Here is a 21417-nt window from a genome sequence, read left to right as displayed (position 1 = left end):
CGGCCGGTAGCAGGGGATGAAAGAGTTCCTCGGAGCGCCAATTCGAGAAGCCCACGCCATGTGCGTGGGCTTCTGCGTTAACGCCAGGATGGTCGCATGCTTTTGGCGTACATCGATGAGATAGGCGAGACCGGCGCGTTCGTGTCGAAGGCAGACGCGCGTTTTCGTACGAGTCCGGCCTTCGGATATGCCGGCTTCGTCGTGCCTGATCGGAACGCCCGCCGCTTCGGTCAGCTGTTCGATCGGGAGAAGCGAATCATCTTCGCGCCGGAGATCGCTGACGCGGAGCATCCGGGGCGATGGGAGAAGAAGGGGTCCGTGATCTTCCACTCCTTCACCGCACAGCACTACCCCGATCAGATCCGCGTCTTCGCCGGTCTGGTGCGGATTCTGCGGGAGAAGCTCGGCGGCACGCTGTTCTACTACGCCGACGAGAAACCGATCGGCACTCCTAAGCAGACCCGGCTCGACAAGGACGAGCGAGAGGCCCTTGCGATGAGGGAGGCACTGAATCGCCTCTGCACCTTCGCTGAGCGGAAGAACGAGCAACTCCTCGTGATGATCGACCAGATCAACGAGAAGGATCGAGCGAAGCGGCTTCCTCGCATGTACAGCCACATACTGGGGCGCGCCGGCGATCATGCGGAGATGAGAAGAATCGTGGAGCCACCGATGCACGTGGACAGTCTGCTCAGCGCGAACATCCAATTCGCCGACTGGGTGGCGGCATCGGTCACTCGTGGTATCGAGCGCCAGCTACTAGTGACGGAGGTGGATCGGAACGAGTGGGTTCCGAGAATCCTGTCGCAACCACTCCGGCGCGCATTCACCAGAGAGTCGAAACTTCACCTTCACAACAGATCCCACCTTGATATCCATGGTGCGGCAGCGTTCTCGGCCGTACGACCGCTCGCTGGAAGGGACAATGCTCGCCGGATAGGGGACTCCGTTTCGCCGGAGCAGTACCGGCTGATCAAGGAAGCGGCGGAGCGCGCCGCCCAGCGCAGGAGTTCGTAAGCGCGATCCGCACTCCGTGGAGGAGCTGGGTCGCTCGGAGATCACGCGCGAGGCGTGAGGGCGGGGGTCGTCACGAGGGCGACCTCCTCCTGGGCGGCGGGCTCGCCGGCACGGGCGCGGCGGCGGGTGCGCAGGTACCAGCCGAGGCCGACGCCGGCGGCCAGAGCGCCGGAGGCGGCGCCGACCAGCATCGCCCAGCGCGGGCCGTAGGCGTTGGCGACCCAGCCGATCAGCGGGGCGCCGATCGGGGTGCCGCCCATGAAGATGGCCATGTAGAGCGCCATCACTCGACCGCGCATCTCCGGGGTGGTGGAGAGCTGCACGTAGCCGTTCGCCGAGGTCATCAGCGTCTGCGCGGCGATGCCGACGAAGGGCAGCAGGAGCGCGAAGGCCCAGACGGTCGGCATGAGGCCGGCGAGGGCGAGGGCGATACCGAAGGCCGCGGCCGCGCCCACGATCAGGCGCAACCGGGGGCGGTCGCGCCGGGCGGAGAGCAGGGCGCCGACGACCGAGCCGACGGCGATGGCGGAGGAGAGCAGGCCGAACTCGCTCGCGCCCATGTCGAACTCGACCGTCGCCATCGTCGAGGCGAAGATCGGGAAGTTGAGGCCGAAGGTGCCGATCAGGAAGACGATCGAGAGCACCACGAGGATGTCCGGCCGCCGCGACACGTAGCGGAAGCCCTCGAGCAGGGCGCCCGGTCCGCGGGTCGCGCGGGGGGCGGAGCGCAGCTGCTCCCGGTGCAGGAAGCGCAGCGAGACGAGCACGGCGACGAAGCTCGCGGCGTTGAGAAGGAAGACCCAGCCGGAGCCGACGGCCGCGATCAGCACGCCCGCGAGGGCCGGGCCGATCATCCGCGCGGAGTTGAAGGAGGCCGAGTTGAGCGAAACGGCGTTGGAGAGGTCGCGCTCCTCGACGAGGGCCGAGACGAAGGTCTGGCGGACCGGCGCGTCGATCGCGGCGGCGAAGCCCAGGAGCAGCGCGAAGACGTAGACCATCCAGAGCTGGACGATCCCGGTCACGACGATCAGGCCGAGCGCGAGGCCGAGGACGGCCATCGCGGCCTGCGTCGCCATCAGGAGCTTCCGGCGGTCGAAGCGGTCGGCGATGAAGCCGGAGAAGGGCACCATCAGCAGCTGCGGACCGAACTGCAGCGCCATGGTCACGCCGAGCGCGGTCGCGTCGTGGTCGGTCAGATCGTTGATGACGATCCAGTCCTGGGCCGTGCGCTGCATCCAGGTGCCGATGTTGGAGACCATCGCACCGGCGAACCAGATCCGGTAGTTGGGGACCGCGAGGGAGCGGAACATCGCGCTCATCGGTCGGCCACCTCGCGAAGGAGCGCGGCGGCGTCGTGCAGCAGCCGGCGCTGGGCGGGATCGAGCTCGCGGAGGCGGGCGATGAGCCAGGCGTCACGGCTGCGCCGGACGTCGAGGACCAGCTCGGAGCCGCGCGCGGTCGCGCGGATGCGGGTGACGCGGCCGTCGGTCGGGTCGGGGAGGCGCTCCACGAGTCCGTCGTCGGCGAGGCAGCCGACGGTGCGGGTCATCGACGGCGGCCGGACGCGCTCCGCCTCGGCGAGCTCGCCGAGGGTGCGCGGGCCCTCGCGGTGCAGGAGGGCGAGGACGCCGAACTGCGCGTCGCTCAGCTCGTGCTCCGCCTTCTCCTGGCGCAGGCGGCGGCCGAGCCGGCCGACCGCGACGCGCGTCTCGCCGGCGAGGGCGGGGAGATCGATGTCGGCGGAAGTCACATAGTTAGCCTAACAAAAGATCCATGTTGATCGAGTAGCCCGCGCAGCGGGCGTATCGAGATCCACCACTGTCAGAACGCGAGTCTGCAGACCCGCCGTGCTGGCGACGGTGGGTCTCGATACGCCCCTTCGGGGCTACTCGACCAGCATGTTCGAGGGCAGCCATGAAGGATCGTGCTGGTCGAGCAGCCCGCGCAGCGGGCGTATCGAGACCCGGCGCCGGCGCGCCGGCACCTGCAGTGACCCCCGTTGTGGCCGCGCCGTCTGCGACAGCTAGGCGGGCCGGGCGGCGCTCAGTACGGTCGGAGGAAGACCAGGCCGGGGACAACTCGCGTACGGTGACCTGGTCCGATCGGCCGCCCGACCCGAAAGGGCGGCTCCCGCGCCCCCGGCCTGGCCTCCGACGTCCGTCGTTCCGCGACGGACCCGGCGCCTCAGGTCCGACGGGCGGTGCGCACCGCGCCGACGCTCGCCGCGACGACCAGGGCGATGCCGAGCGCCTCGACGACGGTCAGCCGCTGGCCCAGCACCAGGAACCCCGAGAGCGCCGCGGCGCCGGGCGCCAGCGCCATCAGGATCGAGAAGGTCGACGAGCGCAGCCGTCTCAGCGCGAGCAGCTCCAGCCCGTACGGCAGCGCCGAGGACAGCACGGCGACCGCGAGCCCGAGCAGCAGCACCGGCGGCAGCACGAGCGCGGGCCCGGCCGTGGCGATGCCGAACGGCAGCGAGACGATCGCTCCGGCGGTCAGTGCGAGTGCCAGCCCGTCCAGCCGCGGGAAGCGCCCGCCGGTGCGCCCGGCGAAGACGATGTAGGTGGCCCACAGCGCGGCGGCGCCGAGCGCGAACGCGACGCCGACGGGGTCGAGCGAGGAGAAGCCGCCCTGCGAGAGCACGACGACGCCGCCGAGGGCGAGGGCCGCCCAGAGCAGGCTGACGAGACTCCGCCCGGCGATCACCGACAGCACCAGCGGACCGAGCACCTCGAGCGTCACTGCCGCTCCCTGCGGGATCCGGGCGATCGCCTCGTAGTAGCAGGCGTTCATCCCACCGAGGGCGAGGCCGTACGCGCCGACGGTCGCCCAGTCCGAGCGCGAGTAGCCGCGGATCCGCGGTCGGCAGACGATCAGCAGCACCAGCGCCGAGAAGACCAGGCGCAGCGTCACCGTGCCGATCGGGCCGGCGGCGGGGAAGAGCAGGACGGCGAAGGACGCGCCGAGCTGCACGCTCGCGATCGAGCCGAGCACGAGTCCGATCGACCCCGCGCTCACCCGGGCGGGCGGAACGGCGTTCAGCTCGAGCGCCGCTGCTTCTGCACGGGCGGGACGTTGTAGCCGAGCAGGCCGACCCCGGTCTCGTCCCAGAGCAGGGTCGTCAGCGAGACGTTGTCGACCGAGGGGAAGGTGTGCCGGTAGGTCTCGGGGTTTATGCCGAGGTAGGCGCAGAGCAGCAGGCGGATGAGGGTGCCGTGCGCGACGACGAGCACGCGTCCGTCGGGGTGCTCGCGGTGGATGCGGGCGAGCGCCGTGTTGGCGCGGGCGACGGCGTCGAGCCCCGACTCGCCCCCGGGCATCGGCTGGATGGCGGGAGCGGCCACCCAGGCGCGGTACTCGTCGGGGAAGCGCTTCTCCATCTCGGCGTTGGTCAGCCCTTCGCCCTGGCCGAAGTCGACCTCGACGAGCGCGGGGTCGAGCTGCACCTCGAGGTGGGCGGCCCGGGCGGCGGGCACCGCGGTCCGCACGGCGCGGACGAGGGTGGAGGAGTACACCGCGTCGAGCTCGGCGTCGACGGCCCAGGAGGCGAGCGTCGCCGCCTGGTCCTGGCCGAGCGGGGTCAGCGCGATGTCGGAGGAGCCCGCGTAGCGGTTCTCGGCGTGCCAGACGGTCTCTCCGTGCCGGGCGAGGATCAGGGTCGTCACTCGACGAGTTTACCGAGGCAGCCCCGGGGAGCCCGACCGGTCATGCCGCGCGCACGTCGTAGTGGGCGTCGACCAGCACAGGGAGGTGGTCGGAGACGCCCTGCGGCAGGGTCGAGACCCGCTCGATGCGGACGGCGTCGCTGATCGCGAAGTCGAAGTGGCCGCTGAAGTAGCGGTAGCGCGCGTAGGTCGGAGAATCGCTCCGCGACACCAGGTAGCCGTTCTGCGTCATCCTGCGGTCGAGCCCGCGGAAGAACCAGGGGTAGTTGTAGTCGCCGACCATCAGCGACGGGGTCTCCGGGGCGTACTCGCGGAGACGGTCCAGCGCCTCGCCGATCTGCTTGCGGCGCAGCGCGTTGCCGGCCGAGAGCGGGGCGGCGTGGAAGGAGGAGACGGCGATCGATCCGCCCTCGCGGTCCTCGAGCCGGACGGCGAGCAGCCGCTCATGAGCGGGGGACATCACGCGGTCGTGCATCGACTTGCTGAGCTCGAAGGCGGCGCTGCCGAGCAGCTCGAAGCGGGCGTGCGAGTAGTAGACGGCGAGGCCGAGGCGGTTGCGCGCGGTCACCGAGGCGAGCCGCAGATCGCCGAGCTCCTGGGGGAGCTTCGTGGTGTCGCACTCCTGGAGGCAGAGGACGTCGACGTCGTGACGGGCGGCGAGGGGGGCGATCTCGCCGTGCGCGCGGTGCTCCCGGAGGTTGTAGGAGATCACCCGGAGGGCGCGTTCGTTCGGCTGCATTGCGCCAGTGTAGGGCCGTCGAGCAGGGCCTCCGGCGACGTTCCGGCGAACACGGAGGGACGGCGGAGGGCCCCCGCGCTTCCCGGCCGGCGCAGTGCCGGAGGGGAGGCGCGAGGGCCCTGGAAGGGTGGCGCTCAGTGCCCGGCGGTGCCGGAGGCGTCGGTGCCGTCGGCGGTCTCCGCGTCGGTGCCGTGCACGCCGTCGGTGGGTCCCCAGTCGGGCAGGGGCGGGTTCTGCTCCTCGCCCGCGGCGTCGACGCCGTCGGGTCCGTCGGGGGACGGGCTGCCCACCTCGTCGAGTCCTGCGGCGTTGCCGGTGCCGGCGGTGCCGGAGGTCTCCGCGGGGTCGACGGAGGTCTGTTCGATGTCGTTCTCGGAGCTGCTCATGGGGCAACGCTAGGACGCCGCCGACCCGCCGGGAACCCCTTGCGTTCGGGCTCCCTCCCACTGACGGGGGACAGGCTCCGCGCGCTGGCGCCCGACCGGGCGTCTCGCGACGATCGAGCCGGACCACCCGTCACCGTCGCCGGTGTGGCGCCGCATCCCGCGCTCCTCGACCGGAAGGCCACGCCCGTGACCCACCACTCCTCGCCCCGCTCCGACTCCGACCGCATGGTCACCCGCCGCTCCGTCACCGCCGCCGCCGCGTGGACCGTGCCGGTCGTCGCCGTGGCCGTCGCCACCCCGTCCGCCGCGGCGTCGAACGTCGACCTCGGCGCCTACGTCCTCCGGGGCACCTGCGGCGTCCTGGGCGTCATCGGCCCCGGCTTCACGCTGACCGCCGGACCGACGGAGCCGCTTCCGATCGGCACGATCGTCACCGTCGTCGGCTCCGGCGTCGCGAACATCGGCGTCTTCTCGGTCTCGGGGGGAACGGCGGACGTCGCCGTGCTGAGCAGCACGTCTCGGCAGATCACCCTGACGGCGGCTCTGCCGGCCGGGGCGACCATCACGTTCCGCACGACGCTCTCGATCTCGGTCGCGTTCGGGCTCAACGCCGTCTCGACCCTGCCCGCCGGCTACACGGGCACCGGCTCGAAGACCGCGGCGAACGTGTCGAGCACGCTCATCCTCTGCTCCGCGAACTGACCCGCTGAACGACGAAGGCCCTCCCGCTCCGGATCGGAGGGGAGGGCCTTCGTCGTGCCCCGGGGCTCGGGGCGTGCCCTCTGGGGCTCAGCGCCCGTAGGCGCCGGCGGCGGGGCAGTCGAACGGGTCGCCGCCGGCCGAGAGGCCCACGCGGTTGAGATAGCGGACGACGATGCCGTACGACTCGAGGAGCGAGGTCTCGGTGTAGGGGATCTGGTGGGTCGCGCAGTACTCCTTGGCGATGACCTGGGCCTCGCGCAGGGCGGGGCGGGGCATGTTCGGGAAGAGGTGGTGCTCGACCTGGTAGTTCAGGCCGCCCATGAAGTAGTCGTTGAACCAGTTGCCGCGGATGCTGCGCGAGGTGAGGACCTGGCGGCGCAGGAAGTCGACGCGCGCCTCCTTCGGCAGGATCGGCATGCCCTTGTGGTTCGGGGCGAACGAGGCGCCCATGTAGAGGCCGAAGACGCCCATCTGCACGCCGACGAAGGCGAAGGCCATCCCGAGCGGCAGCGCCCAGAAGACGACGGCGAGGTAGAGGCCGACGCGGGCGACGAGCATCGAGATCTCGACCCAGCGCTTGTCGACCTTGCCCTTGCCGAACACGGTGCGGAAGCCGTGCAGGTGCAGGTTGATGCCCTCGAGCAGCAGGAGCGGGAAGAAGGCGTAGCCCTGGCGGCGGGTGAGCCAGGCGTAGGCGCCGCGCGAGCGGGCCGCGTCCTCCGGGGTGAACGACACGACGTCGCGGACGATGTCCGGGTCCTTGCCGAGCACGTTCGGGTTGGCGTGGTGGCGGCTGTGCTTGTTCATCCACCAGGAGTAGCTGATGCCGACGACGAGGTTCGCGAGCGTGCGCCCGGCGACGTCGTTGGCCTTGCCGGACTCGAACACCTGACGGTGCGAGGCCTCGTGGGCGAGGAAGGCGAACTGGGTGAGCACGATGCCCAGGGCCGCCGCGAGCAGCAGCTGGAACCAGGAGTCGCCCAGCAGGACGAAGCCGGTGACGATGCCGCCGAGGGCGAGCGTCAGCACGGAGAAGAGGATGTAGTAGAAGCCGCGGCGGCGGCGGAGGAGCCCGGCGTCGCGCACGGTGCTCAGGAGACCGGAGTACTCCGTCGTGGGGTTGGTGTTGCCCTCGCCGCGGGGGCGGGTGCGGATCACGCGGGGGGAGGCCTGGACCCGGGGGGTGGCCTCGACCCGGGGGGCGGAGGGGGTGTTTCCGTCGGACAGTGCGGTGGGGGTGCTCATCGGCGCCTCGCTCGTTCGGGGTGGCCGTCCTCGTCGACGGCCGCTCGGTGAGCGATCCCCGGGAGGTCCGGGTCCGCTCATGGTGTTCACCGCGTCGGTAGGGGCCGGACGAGGCTGCGGCCAACCGGGTTCCGGGGCGACCGAGGTCAACACTATGGGGTGCCGCGCGGCCCCGCATCAGGGCGATTGCCAGTCTTCGAGAGGCATGCCGACAGGGGCATGCGATGAGGAGATCTCCGGGCCGACCAGGGGATCATCGGCCCGGAGCTCCCCGCGCGGTCAGGAGCCGATCGAGTCCTGCGGGCGGCCCGACTTGAGCGCGGCCAGGCGCGCCTCGACCTCGGTCATCTCGCCGAGGTCCTCGAGCGATTCGAACTGCGCGTCCAGGCTCGAGGAGGCGAGTTCCTCGGCGCCGCGCACGCGCGCCTCCTCGCGACGGATCTTCTGCTCGAAGCGGCTGACCTCGCTGGTCGGGTCCATGATGTCGATGCTCTTGATCGCGTCCTGGACCTGCGACTGCGCCTCGACGGTCTTCGAGCGCGCGATCAGCTCGTCGCGCTTGGACGAGAGCTGGTTGAGCTTCTCGCGCATCTGGTTGAGGCCCGACTTCAGCTTGTCGACGACCTCGGTCTGCGAGGCGATGGTCGGCTCGGCGTCCTTCGCCTCCTTCTCTGACTGGATCTGGCGGGTCAGGGCGACCTTGGCGAGCGCGTCGAACTTGTCGGCGTCGCCGACGTTGCCGGAGGTGCGGAGCTCGTCGGCCTTGCGGCTCGCGGCGAGCGCCTTGCCGCCCCACTCGTCGGCGTTCTGGACGTCCTCGCGGTAGTCGTCCTCGAGCAGGCGCAGGTTGCCGATGGTCTGCGCGATGGCGGCCTCGGCGTCGCGGATGCTGTCGGTGTAGTCGCGCACCATCTGGTCGAGCATCTTCTGCGGGTCCTCGGCCTGATCGAGGAGCGCGTTGATGTTGGCCTTCGCGAGCTGCGCGATGCGGCCGAAGATCGACTGTTTCTGGGCCATGCTGTCTCTCCTTGGGTGAGGTGCTTGCGGGCGGGGGCCGAGCGGATGCGGGCCCGGGGTCTGTGGTCGGGGTCTTCGGATCGTGCGGGTGGTGCGGAGATGGTCAGAAGCGTCCGCCGCCGCCGCGTCGGCCGCCGCCGCCACCGCCGCCGAAACCGCCGCCGGAGGAGCGACGGGAGCCGCCGCCGCCGAAGCCGCCTCCGCCCCCGAATCCGCCGCCTCCGAATCCGCCGGAGCGGTAGCCGGAGCGTCGTCCTCCGCCGCCGCCGAGGAGCGACTCGACGAGGATGCCGCCGAGGAAGGCGCCGGTCGTGTTGCCGCCGTAGCCGCCGCCTCCGCCGATCCCGGGGGCCGAGTAGGCGCTCGCGTCGGAGCGGGCGGCCTGCAGTGCCTGCTGCGCGAGGGCGGAGGCGCGCTGCGCGGAGGCGAGCGCCTCGGCCGGGTCGGTGGCCGCGATCTGCGCGGCGTACTCCGCCGAGCGGGCGGCCTCGGCGACGCGGGTGCGCGCCTGGGAGCCCACGGCTCCGCGCCGGGCGGCGATGAAGTCCTCGGCGGCGGAGACACGGCTGCGAGCGGCGCCGATCTCGGCGGAGACGGCGGCGCGCTGGCGCTCGCGCTGGGCCTGGGCGTCGCGGTAGCCGCCGACCGCGGCGTCGATGGTGGCGTCGGCCGCGGTCAATCGCTCCAGGAGCGCGAGCGGGTCGCGGGGGCTCGCGGTGGCGTCCCGCTCGACGGTGTCGAGGGCGGCTTCCGTCGTGGACACCGCGGACTGCACGTTGGCGACGAGGGGGGCGCTCGCGGCGTCGGCGGAGTCGCCCGCCGCCACGATCGCGCGGCCCTGGGCGACGTCGGCGCGGATCTCGGCGACGCGCCCCGCGAGGGTGCGCTCCGCCTCCTGCAGATCGGTGGAGCGGGTGGCGACGGCGTCGAGGAGGCCCGAGGCCTGCTCGGCCGCCTGCTGGCCGGCGCGCAGGAGCACGGCGGCGCGGCCCGAGTCGCCGGCGGTGAGGGCCGCCTGCGCCTCGGTCACCTGGTCGGCCGCGAAGCGGAGGCGGTCCTCCGCCTGGTCGGCGTCGTCCTCCACGTCGTCGATCGCCGTGGGGGCGTAGCGGGTGGACAGATCGGCGAGCAGGGCCCGGGTGGGGGAGAGGCGGGCCCGGACCTCCGCGGTGCGCGCGGTCAGGCGGGCGGCCACCTCCGGAGCGTTCTTCTCCAGGGCGCGGAGCTCCTCGAAGGCCTCCGCCTTCTCGTCGAGCACCTGCTCGGCGTCGGCGCAGAGCTGGAGGATCCGGCCGTAGCCGTCGCGGCGCTCCTGGTCGGTCTCCGGCTCCGCGTCGTCGAGTCGCTGCTGCAGGGCGAACGCCTCGCCGAGGAGGCGCTTGGCGGTCATGAGCGCCTCGCGGAACGGGCCGGTCGCGTCCGAGCCGAACTGCGCCTCCGCGAAGCCGACCTCCTGCTCGCTGGTGCGGACGGCGTCGTCGGCGTGGACGAGGGCGGAGCCGGCGCGGGTGGCGAGCTCGTCGATCGACGCCTCGACCGCCTCGGCGGCCTTTCGGCGGCGCGCGCGGCGGACGAGGAGCCAGACGATCACGCCGACGACGACCAGCGCTGCCAGCACGGCGAGGACGACCAGGAGGCCGGAGCCGAGCGCCTGGCCCGCGCTCGGCGCGTCGAGGCGGGTGCCGATGCCCTGGGCGGCGGCGACCGCGGCGCCCGCCCAGTCGCCGTCGACCAGCTGCGGCTCGATGTCGTCGGTCTCCAGCGCGGAGACCTGCCCGGCGTCGAGGGCGAAGCCGTTGTCGACGGACACCTGGTACTGCCGGGACTCGACCGCCACGGCGAGGAGGACGTCGTTCGTGCCGAGTCCGTTGAGCTCCGCGGTCGCGTCCGACCAGCGCTCGTCGCCGGTGGTCCCGGTGAAGGTGTCGACGTAGGCGACGAAGAGCTGGACGCTGTGGTCCTGGTAGAGCCGGGCGGAGGCGGCCTCGATGTCGCCGATCTCCGCGGAGCTGAGGACTCCGGCCGAGTCGAGGACGACGGAGGAGCCGAGCGTCGCGGGAGGCTCGGCGGCTGCGGTGGCGGCCGGCACGAGCGCGAGAGCGGCGGCGGCGAGCACGGCGAGGAGCGCTGCGATCGGCGATCGGCGGGCGCCCCGGCGGACCGCGGCCCTCGTCGGGGATGATTCGTTCGGCATCGCGCACTCCCTCGTCGTTCGCCTCCCGAGTGTAGACAGCCCGGGTGTCACCCGAGCGAGGGCTGTCCTCGAGGGGAAAGACGATGGTCGCGGAACGGGGTCCACCTGCTGATCGAGTAGCCCGCTCCGCGGGCGTATCGAGCGGAGGGGGCGCCTCCGGCGCCACCGCGGGGCGGGGAAGAGACCGACGTCCTTGGGGTGGGTGGGTCTCGATACGCCCCTTCGGGGCTACTCGACCAGCATGTTCTGCGGGCGTCTCTTCCAAGTAGATCCACCGTCGTCCGCAGACGAGTCTGCAGACCCGCCCTTGCTGGTGACGGAGGGTCTCGATACGCCCCTGCGGGGCTACTCGACCAGCATGCTGCGGGCGTCTCTTCCAAGTAGATCCACCAGCGTCAGAGGGCGAGTCTGCAGACCGCCCTGTCGGTGACGGCGGGTCTCGATACGCCGCTCCGCGGCTACTCGACCAGCATGTTCCGCGCGACGCTCCTCTCGACCTGAGGGCGGTGGCCGCCCGGCGCATCGCGGGTGGGAGAACGCCGGGAGGCGGAATGCGCGCGGCGCGGGCGCCGTTGCCTCCGGGGTGCGTCCCGGGAACGGTGACGCGCCCTCCCCCCGCTCTCCGATCGAAAGGCGATCCGTGGATCCCTTCTCCCCCCTCACCGCCGGCGACCTCGACCTGCCGAACCGCCTCGTCATGGCGCCGATGACGCGCCTGCGGGCCGACGAGCAGGGCGTCCCCGGCGCCCTCATCGCCGAGCACTACGCCCAGCGCGCCTCGCTCGGCCTGATCATCAGCGAGGGCGTCTTCCCCAGCGCCGAGTCGAAGGCGTACCCGGGCCAGCCCGGCATCGTCACCGCCGAGCAGGCCGAGGGCTGGAAGGGCGTCGCCGACGCCGTGCACGCCGCCGGAGGCCGCATCGTCATGCAGGTCATGAACGGCGGACGCGTGACGCACACCGACGTCACCGGCACCGACCGCATCGTCGCGCCGAGCGCCGTCGCCATCGACGGCGAGGTCCGCGTCCCGAGCGGCGAGAAGAAGCCGTTCCCGGTGCCGCACGCGCTGACCACCGAGGAGCTCGCCACGGTCCGCGACGAGTTCGTCGCCGGTGCCCGCCGCGCCGTCGACGCCGGCTTCGACGGGGTCGAGGTGCACGGAGCCAACGGCTACCTGCTGCACGAGTTCCTCTCGCCGGTCTCGAACGTCCGCACCGACGCCTACGGCGGAAGCCCCGCCGCCCGCGCCGCGTTCGTGATCGAGGTGACCCGGGCGGTCGCCGAGGAGATCGGCGCCGGCCGCGTCGGCATCCGCCTCTCGCCCGCGCACAACATCCAGGACGTCGTCGAGACCGACGAGGCCGACGTGCGCGCCACCTACGAGGCGGTCGTCGACGGCCTCGCGCCGCTGGGCCTCGCCTACCTCAGCGTCCTGCACGCCGAGCCCGCCGGCGAGCTGGTCCAGGACCTGCGCACCCGCTTCGGCGGCGTCTTCGTCGCCAACAGCGGCTTCGGCAGCCCGACCTCCCGCGAGGAGGCGACCGCACTGATCACCGAGGGCCACGCCGACGCCGTCGCGGTGGGCCGCCCCGTCATGGCCAACCCCGACCTCGTCGAGCGCTGGCAGGGCGGGCACCCCGAGAACGAGCTCGTCCAGGAGACCGTCTACGGCGGCGGCGCCGAGGGCTACACCGACTACGAGCGCCTCTCGGCGTAGTCGCCCGCAAACGCAAGAAGGCCCGCTCCCTCAACGGGGGAGCGGGCCTTCTGCGTTCTGCGACCGGTCAGTCGAGGTCGAGGCCGCCCTTGAGCTCCTGCTCGACCTGCTCGACGGCCTGCGGGTCGCCGTGGTCGACGTCCGACTCGTCGGCGGCGTCGCCGCGGCGGCCCTCGCCGACGGCGCGGATCGAGGCGAGGTCGTCGGCGAGCGCCGGGTCCTCGGTGCGGCCGGCCGTGTCGTCGTCGGTGCTCACGACTCGATCTCCCCCGCGGAGACGGCCTCGGCGTACTTGCGGAGGTCCGGGCCGGGCTCGAAGTCGATGAACTGATCTTTCAGCCGTGCGTTCAGCTCTGCGAAGACGTCCTCCCAGGGCTCACCCTCCTTGGTCTTCGCGAGGTCGAGCACCGCCTCCCGGAGGACCCTGTCCGAGTCCTCGAGGATCTTGTCGCGGGCTTCGTCGTTCCAGCGGATGTCCTGTGCGTCCATGCCTCGACCGTAGGCGGGCGGCCCGCCCTGACGCAGGGACTTGCGGACCGCGCGGGCGAGGCGTAGGCGCGCTGCCGATCCGTCGGGAACGGTCGTCTCACCCGCAGGGAGGGAGCCGTTCGCGACGGATCGACAGTGCCTCAGGACAGGTGCGGGACGACGTCGCGCTCGAAGAGCTCGAGGCCGGAGCGGTCGTAGGCGGCGTCGGGGAAGTACGTGATCGCGTAGTCCATGCCGCGCTCGCGCATGTCGCCGAGGCGGTCGACGATCTGCGCGGGGGTGCCGACCGCGAGCGCGTCGGGGCTGCGGTACTCGGCGACGAACGCCGCCGCCGCCTCGGCGCCGAGGGCGGGGGTGACGCGCTGCTCCAGGCGCTGGAGGCCCTTCTCGACCTCCGCCTCGGTCTCGGCGATCATCACGTTGTAGTTGGAGCTCCGGGTGATCGCGGAGTAGTCGGTGCCGAGCCGCTCGCAGTGGCCGCGGAGGACCGCGCTCTTGTGCTCGAACGCCTCGGGAGCGCCCGCGAAGTTGGTGTACTGCGCGTACTGCGCCGCGATGCGCAGCGTCACCTTCTCGCCGCCGCCGGCCACCCACAGCGGGATCCCGCCGTCCTGCAGGGGGAGCGGGCGGTTCACCGCGCCGTCCACCTGGTAGTACCGGCCGTCGAGGGTCGAGACGCCCTCGGTCCAGGCCTGCCGCATGATCTGGACGCCCTCGTCGAGGCGGCCGAGGCGCTCGGCGATCGGCGGGAAGCCGTAGCCGTAGGCGCGCCACTCGTGCTCGTACCAGCCGCCGCCGATGCCCATCTCGACGCGGCCGCCGGAGACGATGTCGACGGTGGTGGCGATCTTGGCGAGGTGCGCGGGGTTGCGGTAGCTCATGCAGGTGCACATCTGGCCGAGCCGCACCCGCGACGTGGCGGCGGCGAACGCGGCCATCAGCGTCCAGGCCTCGTGGGTCGCCTCCTCCGTCACCACCGGGACGGTGTGGAAGTGGTCGTAGACCCACACCGACTCCCACGGGCCGGCGTCGGCGTGCTGGGCGAGGTCGCGCATGGTGCGCCACTGGTCGGCGGGATCGATGCCGACGAGGTCGTGGCGCCAGCCCTGGGGGATGAAGAGTCCGAATCGCATGCCGCCGACCCTAGGGTGGCGCGCCGCCCGGGTCGAGGGGGTGGCGGCGGCCGCGTACGCTTCCGACCGATGCTGACGTTCACCGAGGACCTCGCCCTCCCGGTCATCCTGCTGATGATCCTGGCCGCGTTCGCCGCGGGCTGGATCGACGCGGTGGTGGGCGGCGGCGGCCTGCTCCAACTCCCCGCCCTGCTGCTCGTGCCGGGCATCTCGCCCGTGCAGGCGCTCGCGACCAACAAGCTCGCCTCGATCTTCGGGACGACGACGAGCGCGATCACCTTCTACCGGCGGGCGAGGCCGGACCTGCGGACGGCGCTGCCGATGGCGGCGGTGGCGCTGGCCGGCAGCTACGGGGGAGCGAATCTCGCGGGGCTGCTGCCCGCCTCGGTGTTCAAGCCGATCATCGTCGTCGCGCTGATCGTCGTGGCCGTGGTGACGATCGCGCGGCCGGCCATGGGCAGCGTCACCGCGCTCAAGCACGCCGGGCGGCGGCACCTGGTGACCGCGGGGGTGCTCGGGCTCGTCATCGGCTTCTACGACGGGCTGATCGGGCCGGGGACGGGGACGTTCCTGATCATCGCGCTGATCACGGCGCTGGGCTACGACTTCCTGCTCGCGAGCGCGAAGGCGAAGATCGTCAACGTCGCGACGAATCTCGGTGCGCTGCTGTACTTCGTGCCGGGCGGCCACGTGATCTGGGTGCTCGGGCTGTTCATGGGGCTCGCGAACGTGGCGGGCGCCTACCTCGGCTCGAGGATGGCGGTCGCGAAGGGCAGCCGGTTCATCCGGATCGCGTTCCTCGTGGTGGTCGGGGCGCTGATCGTGAAGCTCGGCTTCGACGTGTGGACGGAGAACCTGGCGCCGCTGCTGGGCTGACGCCAGGTCCCCGGATCAGCCGAACGGGATCGCGCCGACCAGCACGCCGACCGCGAGCATCACCAGCGACACGATCACCGCGCGCCAGAGGACCTTGCGGTGGTGGTCGCCGAGGTTGACCGCGGCGAGCGAGACCAGCAGCAGGATCGCCGGCACCAGCGGGCTCTGCAGGTGGACGGGCTGGCCGGTGATCGACGCGCGGGCCATCTCGACCGGGTCGATGCCGTACTGCGCGGCGCTCTCGGAGAGCACCGGGAGGATGCCGTAGTAGAACGCGTCGTTCGACATGAAGAACGTCATCGGGATGCTCAGCACGCCCGTGATCACGGCGAGGAACGGGCCGAGCGCGGGCGGGATCACGTCGACGACCCACTCGGCCATCGCGTCGACCATGCCGGTGCCGTTGAGGACGCCGATCAGCACGCCGGCCGCGAGGACCATCGAGACGACGCCGACGATGCTCGGCGCGTGCTTGACGATCTCGGACGCCTGGTCCTTCATCTTCGGGAAGTTGATCAGCAGCGCGACCGCGGAGCCGACCATGAAGACGTAGGGCAGCGGCAGGATGTCGGCGACGAGGAGGGTCATCACGGCGAGGGTGAGCACGAGGTTGACCCAGATCAGCTTCGGGCGGAGCGTCTCGCGCTCGGGGTCGAGCATCGTGTCGGCCATCGCGGTGTCGGCGTCGTCGGCCTGGACGCGGGCGGCGACGGCGACCTGGGCGCCGCGCAGCGACTCCGGGCCGCGGAGGAAGGAGAAGCGCTCGCGGGCGACGGTGCGGATGCCGCCGGTGAGGGCGGCGAGGCCGCCGGTGCGGGCTCCGGAGCGGGCCGACGAGCCGCGGCCGGCGTTGACGAGCTCCTGCTCGAGCATCGGCTCGGCCAGGGCGAGCGAGCCGAGGCGGCGGCGCTCGCCGAGCCCGAGGAACCAGGCGAAGACGAGCGTGACGGCGAGGCCGACCGCGAGCGAGGGCAGCATCGGCACGAAGATCTCGCTCGGCGAGACCTGCAGCGCCGCGGCGGCGCGCACCGTGGGGCCGCCCCAGGGGACGATGTTGAGCGTGCCGTTGGCGAGGCCGGCGACGCAGGTGAGGACGACCGGGTTCATCCCGAGGCGGAGGTAGATCGGCAGCATCGCGGCCGTGGTCACGATGAAGGTGGTCGAGCCGTCGCCGTCGAGCGAGACCGCGCCGGCCAGCAGCGCGGTGCCGAGGACGACCTTGGCCGGGTCGTCGCCGAGCGCGCGGACGATGAAGCGGATCAGCGGGTCGAAGAGGCCGACGTCGATCATGATGCCGAAGTACATGATCGCGAACATCAGCAGGGCGGCGGTGGGGGCGAGGCTGCCGATCGCCTCGAGCACCATGTCGCCGATGCCGAGACCGGCGCCGGCGAAGAGCCCGAAGATCGTCGGGACGACGATCAGGGCGACCATGGGCGTGAGCCGCTTGGTCATGATCAGGGCCATGAAGGCCAGGATCATCGTGAATCCGAGTACTACCAACACTGCTGACTCCTTCGTCGTCGTGCGTCCGGGATCCCGCGGCGGGCTCTCCAGGTCGTGGACACACTAGGCAGCCCCGGCCGCCCGGCCCGGGTATCGCTCATTAGCGCGCGATCTGCGCATAGTGTGGGTTCTGCGCATTCTGCGCAGCGCGACCGGTCCGGTCGACTCGATCAGCACCCGGCGAGGAGGCCCGATGCGCTTCGCGACCCATGTGCTCGTGCTGCAGCTCGCGACCGTCACCGCGGCCGTCCTGGTCTGCGCGGGCCTCGTCACCGCGCTCAGCGTGCAGCAGCTGCAGGGCGAGGCCGAGGAGACGGCGCTCGCCATCGCCCGCACCGTCGCCGAGGACGCCGACGTGCGCGACGCCGTCGCCGCGTCCTCCGCCGACCCGGCCGTGCCGTCGCGCGCCGAGCTGGAGGGCGGGACGCTGGAGACCGCCGCCGAGGCCGTGGAGGAGCGCACCGGCGCGCTCTTCGTGGTGATCACCGACGACCGCGGGATCCGGCTGGCCCACCCCGACCCCGAGCGGCTCGGCGAGGTGGTCTCGACGAGTGCGGAGGAGGCGCTCGCCGGCCGGGAGTCGGTGTCCTGGGGCACCGGCACGCTCGGGGAGTCCGCGCGGGCGAAGGTACCGGTCTACGGGCCGGACGGCGCGCGCGTGGTGGGCGAGGTGAGCATCGGCTTCGCCCGCTCCAGCGTCTTCGACGATCTGCCGACCGCGCTGCTGGGGGTGCTCGCGGCGGCGCTCGCCGGGCTGGTGCTCGCGGCCGTCGCCTCGGTCTTCATCCGGCGCCGGCTGCTGCGGCTCACCCTCGGGCTCGCCCCGGAGGAGCTCACCGCGCTGGTGCAGGACCAGGCCGCCGTGCTCGACGGGGTCGACGAGGGGGTGCTCGCCCTGGACCGCGACGGGAGGGTCGGCGTCTGCAACGCGCGCGCCGCCGCGATCCTCGGCTCGGAGGATCCCACCGGGCGCGCGCTGCACGGCCGAGCGCTCGCCGACCTCGGGCTGCCGCAGCCGCTCGCCGACGCGATCTCGGCGGCCCTCGCCTCGAGCGAGCCCGCCCGAAGCGCCGGCGAGGAGGGCTTCGTCGTGCGCTCGCGCATCGTCTACGTCGACATCCGCCGGGTCACCCGCGGCGACCGCGATCTCGGCGTCGTGGTGGTGCTGCGCGACCGGACGGCGCTCGCCGCGCTCAGCCGGCGCCTCGACGCGGTCGGCGCGATGACCAACGCGCTGCGGGTGCAGCGGCACGAGTTTGCCAACCGGCTGCACGTGGTGGCCGGGCTGCTCGACGCGGGCCGGACGGGGTCGGCGCGCGAGTACCTCGACGAGGTGCTGACCCGCGGGCCGCTGAAGTACCCGGTGCAGCACGCCGACCGGCTGCAGGAGCCCTATCTCCAGGCGCTGGTCGGTGCGAAGGGGATCGAGGCGGCCGAGCGCGGCGTGCTGCTGACCCTCGGCGAGGAGACGCTGGTGCGCGGGACGGTGATCGAGCCGGAGGACGTCGCGACGGTGGTCGGCAATCTCGTCGACAACGCGGTGCGCGCGGCCGTCGAGGGGAGCCGGGACGTGCGGTTCGTCGAGGTCGAGCTGCTCGACGACGGCGGCACGCTGTTCGTGACCGTGGCCGACTCGGGGGACGGCGTCGCGGATCCGGAGTCGCTCTTCGCGCGCGGACCGGGCGCCGTGGACGAGGACGACGATCGCGTGCACGGCCGCGGCTTCGGGCTGCCGCTCTGCCGCGAGGTCGCGGCGCGGCGCGGCGGCGAGGTGTGGCTGGCGGACGCCGGTGGCGAGTCCTCCGGGGCGGTGCTCTGCGCGCGGCTGCCGGGCGCGGTGCTGCCGCCGGAGGACGAGCTGCCTGACGAGTCGCCGCTCGAGGAGGAGGACCGATGACCCCGGATCAGCAGGAGCGCACCGTGCTCGTCGTCGACGACGACTTCCGGGTGGCGCAGCTGCACGCCGACCTGGTCGACACCCGCCAGGGCCTGCGGGCGCTGCCGCCGGTGCACACCGCCCGGGCGGCGCGGGCGGCGGTGCTCGAGCACGCGCCGGACCTGCTGCTGCTCGACGTGCACCTGCCGGACCAGAGCGGGATCGCGCTGCTGCGCGAGCTGGAGACGGACGCGTTCGTGGTGAGCGCCGCCTCGGACGGCGCGACGGTGCGGAAGGCCCTGCATGCCGGGGCTCTCGGCTACCTGATCAAGCCGTTCGACGCGCGGCTGCTCGGTGAGCGCCTCGACGCGTACGTGCGCTTCCGCAACGTGCTGCGCGAGGACCGGGTCGCCGATCAGGAGGCGGTGGAGCGGGCGCTGCGCATCCTGCATTCGGGCGACGCGGCGGCCACGCAGCCGTCGCGCTCGGCGACGGAGCAGCTCGTGCTGGCGCGGCTGTCCGAGTCGGGCGCCGAGCTCTCGGCCCTCGAGGTCTCGGAGCGGGCGGGCATCTCGCGTGCGACGGCGCAGCGCTACCTCTCGGGCCTCGCCGGCCGCGGCCTGGTGGAGATGACCCTGAGCTACGGCACCACCGGCCGCCCGGAGCACAGGTACCGAGCGAAGTAGCGGCACAACGAAGGCTGGGACGCACGATCCGGGTGATTCCTCGCCGGATCGGCGTCCCAGCCTTCGTTGTGCGGGTCAGTGCCCCGTTTCGACGTCCGCCCCGGCCTTCGCGGCCACGCGCTTGCGCTCCGCGGCCTCGGCGGCCATGCGGCGGCCCTTCGGGCTGAGCAGCGAGGCGATGACCGTGACGGCCAGCACTCCGATGATCACGGTGAGCGAGAGGCCGGTGCCGATCTCGAAGACCTCGACGTGCTCGCCGCCGTTGATGAACGGCAGGTTGTTCTCGTGCAGCGCGTGCAGGATCAGCTTCACGCCGATGAAGGCGAGGATCGCGGCGAGGCCGTAGCTGAGGTAGACGAGGCGGTCGAGCAGGCCGTCGATGAGGAAGTACAGCTGGCGCAGGCCCAGCAGCGAGAACGCCGTGGCGGTGAAGACCAGGAAGACGTCGCTGGTGAGGCCGAAGATCGCGGGGACGCTGTCGAGGGCGAACAGGATGTCGGTGCCGCCGATCGCCGCCATCACCAGGATCATCGGCGTGAGGACCTTCTTGCCGTCGATGTGCGTGTAGAACTTGTCGCCGTCGTACTGGTCGCTCGTCTTGAAGACGCGCTTGGCGAGGCGGACCATCACGTTGTCGCCCGCGTGCTCGTCGCCCGGCTTGACCAGGTTGAACGCGGTCAGCAGCAGGATCAGGCCGAAGAGGTAGAAGATCCAGGCGAAGGAGTTGATCAGCGCGGCGCCGAGGAAGATGAAGCCGGTGCGGGCGATCAGCGCGAAGACGATGCCGAAGAGCAGCACCTTCTGCTGGTCGGCGCGCGGCACCTTGAAGCTCGCCATGATGATGAGGAAGACGAAGAGGTTGTCGACCGACAGCGCCTTCTCGGTGATGTAGCCGGCGAAGTACTCGGAGCCGGGGGTCGGTCCGCCGAAGACGAGGACGCCGACGCCGAAGAGCACGGCGATGCCGACGTAGAGGGCCGACCAGAGCGCCGACTCCTTGAGGGTCGGCTCGTGCGCCTTGCGCACGTGGAAGAAGAAGTCGAAGAGCAGGAGCAGGACGATGAAGACGATCGTCAGGGTCCAGATCAGGGGCGACACGGTCATGTGGGGGCTGGCCTCGCTCGAGATGGGGGATGGGGACGGACGTGGGGGCTCCGCACGGCGCTAGAACGCTAGCGATCCCGCGGGGGGGCGGGACCGCTGTCCGACGGATCGTGAGTATCTTCTCAGTTCGCGCGCGCTTCTTCGCGCTCCGCGGCCCGAGGGCCACACTGGTCTCATGCCCGGCACCGCGGTCGACAGGACCTTCCAGGACGCCTACGGCGTGACGATCCACTGGCGCTGGTGGGCGCATCCCCGTCCGAAGGCGGTGGTGCAGATCGCGCACGGCGTCGGCGAGCACTCCGGCCGCTACGTCGAGCTCGCCGAGGCGCTGGTCGCGGCGGGCTACGCGGTCGCCGCCGACGACCACCGCGGGCACGGGCGCACCGGCCTCGAGCAGCACGGCGGCGACGTCGCCGAGCTCGGCCGGCTCGGCCCGGGCGGCCTGCGCGCGGCGGAGGAGGCGATCAACCGGCTCACCCGCGAGCTCGCGGGGGAGAACTGCGGCGTCCCGATCGTCCTGCTCGGCCACTCCTGGGGCTCGCTGATGGCGCAGCGGATCGTCGACCACCGGTCCGCCGACTACGCGGCCCTGATCCTCAGCGGCACGGCCTACCGGCTGCCCGGCTACATGAACGCGGGCGACCTGGCGCGCCGGCACCGGGTGGCGGGCGGGCTCGGGCTCGAGTGGCTCTCGCGCGACCCGGAGGTCTGGCAGCTCTTCCACGACGACCCGCTGACCTTCACCACTCCGCTCGCGAAGCGGATCGGGCTGCGCGAGACACTCCGGCTGATCGGCCGGCCCGCCCGACGGCCCGAGCACCCGCTGCCGCTGCTGCTCGTGGTCGGCGCCGACGACACGCTCGGCGGCGAGCGCTCGGTGCGGGCGCTGGCGCAGGCGTACCGGCGTCGCGCGGGCTACACCGACGTCAGCGTGCGGGTGTACCCGGAGGCGCGGCACGAGCTGTTCCAGGAGCTCAACCGCGTCGAGGTCACGGCCGACCTGGTCGACTGGCTCGACCAGCGGTTCGTCGCCGCCGGGGAGGACGTCGCTCCTCCGGCCTAGGC

Annotated in this window: 21 protein-coding genes; 7 read left to right on the top strand and 14 right to left on the bottom strand. The window is 72.2% G+C overall.

Annotated elements, in window-relative coordinates; all coding sequences use genetic code 11:
• Window positions 1-96: 96 nt before the first annotated feature.
• Window positions 97-1017, top strand: coding sequence for a DUF3800 domain-containing protein (locus tag HQQ86_RS05470; RefSeq protein ID WP_173287063.1), 921 nt, complete (start codon window positions 97-99; stop codon window positions 1015-1017).
• A 41-nt stretch (window positions 1018-1058) separates the two neighbouring features.
• On the opposite strand, the gene HQQ86_RS05465 is transcribed toward HQQ86_RS05470, so the two are convergent.
• The 6 genes from HQQ86_RS05465 to HQQ86_RS05440 form a co-directional block, all read right to left on the bottom strand.
• The gene (locus HQQ86_RS05465) at window positions 1059-2336 is read right to left on the bottom strand and encodes an MFS transporter (RefSeq protein ID WP_173287061.1); all 1278 of its coding nucleotides are present in this window, start codon (window positions 2334-2336) and stop codon (window positions 1059-1061) included.
• Window positions 2333-2767, bottom strand: a complete 435-nt coding sequence (locus HQQ86_RS05460) for a MarR family winged helix-turn-helix transcriptional regulator (RefSeq protein WP_367948551.1) — start codon at window positions 2765-2767, stop codon at window positions 2333-2335. The genes HQQ86_RS05465 and HQQ86_RS05460 overlap by 4 nt, the downstream gene beginning before the upstream one ends.
• A gap of 434 nt (window positions 2768-3201) precedes the next feature.
• Complete coding sequence (locus tag HQQ86_RS05455) at window positions 3202-4035, bottom strand: DMT family transporter (protein ID WP_367948550.1); 834 nt, start codon at window positions 4033-4035, stop codon at window positions 3202-3204.
• A gap of 20 nt (window positions 4036-4055) precedes the next feature.
• The gene (locus tag HQQ86_RS05450) at window positions 4056-4682 is read right to left on the bottom strand and encodes a histidine phosphatase family protein (RefSeq protein WP_160087451.1); all 627 of its coding nucleotides are present in this window, start codon (window positions 4680-4682) and stop codon (window positions 4056-4058) included.
• Between the two features lie 40 nt (window positions 4683-4722).
• Window positions 4723-5421 (bottom strand): endonuclease/exonuclease/phosphatase family protein, encoded by a 699-nt coding sequence (locus HQQ86_RS05445; RefSeq protein WP_173287059.1) that lies wholly within the window; start codon window positions 5419-5421, stop codon window positions 4723-4725.
• A gap of 134 nt (window positions 5422-5555) precedes the next feature.
• Window positions 5556-5807 (bottom strand): hypothetical protein, encoded by a 252-nt coding sequence (locus HQQ86_RS05440; RefSeq protein WP_173287057.1) that lies wholly within the window; start codon window positions 5805-5807, stop codon window positions 5556-5558.
• Between the two features lie 144 nt (window positions 5808-5951).
• Here HQQ86_RS05440 and HQQ86_RS05435 point away from each other — a divergent pair, with 144 nt between their 5' ends.
• Window positions 5952-6509 carry a hypothetical protein gene (locus tag HQQ86_RS05435; RefSeq protein WP_173287055.1) on the top strand — a complete coding sequence of 186 codons (558 nt, stop codon included), beginning with the start codon at window positions 5952-5954 and terminating at the stop codon, window positions 6507-6509.
• 87 nt (window positions 6510-6596) lie between these two features.
• Here the strand turns inward: HQQ86_RS05435 and HQQ86_RS05430 are convergent, their stop codons facing one another.
• The 3 genes from HQQ86_RS05430 to HQQ86_RS05420 all read right to left on the bottom strand — a co-directional run bounded on the left by HQQ86_RS05430 (window position 6597) and on the right by HQQ86_RS05420 (window position 10965).
• Complete coding sequence (locus tag HQQ86_RS05430) at window positions 6597-7754, bottom strand: acyl-CoA desaturase (protein ID WP_173287053.1); 1158 nt, start codon at window positions 7752-7754, stop codon at window positions 6597-6599.
• A gap of 279 nt (window positions 7755-8033) precedes the next feature.
• Window positions 8034-8771, bottom strand: coding sequence for a PspA/IM30 family protein (locus HQQ86_RS05425; RefSeq protein WP_173287051.1), 738 nt, complete (start codon window positions 8769-8771; stop codon window positions 8034-8036).
• A 103-nt stretch (window positions 8772-8874) separates the two neighbouring features.
• Window positions 8875-10965: a TPM domain-containing protein gene (locus HQQ86_RS05420; protein WP_173287049.1), complete on the bottom strand. Its 2091-nt coding sequence runs from the start codon at window positions 10963-10965 to the stop codon at window positions 8875-8877.
• A 640-nt stretch (window positions 10966-11605) separates the two neighbouring features.
• On the opposite strand from HQQ86_RS05420, the gene HQQ86_RS05415 reads away from it, so the two are divergent.
• Window positions 11606-12682 (top strand): alkene reductase, encoded by a 1077-nt coding sequence (locus HQQ86_RS05415; RefSeq protein WP_173287047.1) that lies wholly within the window; start codon window positions 11606-11608, stop codon window positions 12680-12682.
• A gap of 67 nt (window positions 12683-12749) precedes the next feature.
• Here HQQ86_RS05415 and HQQ86_RS05410 read toward each other — a convergent pair whose 3' ends face one another.
• The 3 genes from HQQ86_RS05410 to HQQ86_RS05400 all read right to left on the bottom strand — a co-directional run bounded on the left by HQQ86_RS05410 (window position 12750) and on the right by HQQ86_RS05400 (window position 14304).
• On the bottom strand, window positions 12750-12938 hold the full coding sequence (locus HQQ86_RS05410) for a hypothetical protein (RefSeq protein ID WP_173287045.1): 189 nt from the start codon (window positions 12936-12938) through the stop codon (window positions 12750-12752).
• On the bottom strand, window positions 12935-13171 hold the full coding sequence (locus tag HQQ86_RS05405; RefSeq protein ID WP_173287043.1) for a hypothetical protein: 237 nt from the start codon (window positions 13169-13171) through the stop codon (window positions 12935-12937). Before HQQ86_RS05405 ends, HQQ86_RS05410 begins: the two co-directional genes overlap by 4 nt.
• Before the next feature lie 140 nt (window positions 13172-13311).
• Complete coding sequence (locus HQQ86_RS05400; RefSeq protein WP_173287041.1) at window positions 13312-14304, bottom strand: LLM class F420-dependent oxidoreductase; 993 nt, start codon at window positions 14302-14304, stop codon at window positions 13312-13314.
• A gap of 69 nt (window positions 14305-14373) precedes the next feature.
• Between HQQ86_RS05400 and HQQ86_RS05395 the strand changes: the two genes are divergently transcribed.
• Window positions 14374-15180 (top strand): TSUP family transporter, encoded by an 807-nt coding sequence (locus HQQ86_RS05395; protein WP_173287039.1) that lies wholly within the window; start codon window positions 14374-14376, stop codon window positions 15178-15180.
• Window positions 15181-15195: 15 nt separating this feature from the next.
• On the opposite strand, the gene HQQ86_RS05390 is transcribed toward HQQ86_RS05395, so the two are convergent.
• Window positions 15196-16662: a CitMHS family transporter gene (locus tag HQQ86_RS05390; protein WP_173287037.1), complete on the bottom strand. Its 1467-nt coding sequence runs from the start codon at window positions 16660-16662 to the stop codon at window positions 15196-15198.
• A gap of 217 nt (window positions 16663-16879) precedes the next feature.
• On the opposite strand from HQQ86_RS05390, the gene HQQ86_RS05385 reads away from it, so the two are divergent.
• A complete protein-coding gene (locus HQQ86_RS05385) occupies window positions 16880-18583 on the top strand; it encodes a sensor histidine kinase (RefSeq protein WP_173287035.1) in 1704 nt (567 codons plus the stop codon).
• Window positions 18580-19248 carry a response regulator gene (locus HQQ86_RS05380; protein WP_173287033.1) on the top strand — a complete coding sequence of 223 codons (669 nt, stop codon included), beginning with the start codon at window positions 18580-18582 and terminating at the stop codon, window positions 19246-19248. The genes HQQ86_RS05385 and HQQ86_RS05380 overlap by 4 nt, the downstream gene beginning before the upstream one ends.
• Window positions 19249-19323: 75 nt before the next feature.
• Here HQQ86_RS05380 and HQQ86_RS05375 read toward each other — a convergent pair whose 3' ends face one another.
• Window positions 19324-20352 (bottom strand): TerC family protein, encoded by a 1029-nt coding sequence (locus tag HQQ86_RS05375; RefSeq protein WP_173287031.1) that lies wholly within the window; start codon window positions 20350-20352, stop codon window positions 19324-19326.
• A gap of 175 nt (window positions 20353-20527) precedes the next feature.
• Between HQQ86_RS05375 and HQQ86_RS05370 the strand changes: the two genes are divergently transcribed.
• On the top strand, window positions 20528-21415 hold the full coding sequence (locus HQQ86_RS05370; RefSeq protein ID WP_173287028.1) for an alpha/beta fold hydrolase: 888 nt from the start codon (window positions 20528-20530) through the stop codon (window positions 21413-21415).
• The last annotated feature ends 2 nt before the right edge of the window (window positions 21416-21417 follow it).

It is taken from the genome of Rathayibacter sp. VKM Ac-2857 (genome assembly GCF_013205025.1).
Classification (GTDB): domain Bacteria; phylum Actinomycetota; class Actinomycetes; order Actinomycetales; family Microbacteriaceae; genus Rathayibacter.
Note: the sequence above shows the minus strand (reverse complement) of the source record. Positions and strands in the feature narration are given on the sequence as shown.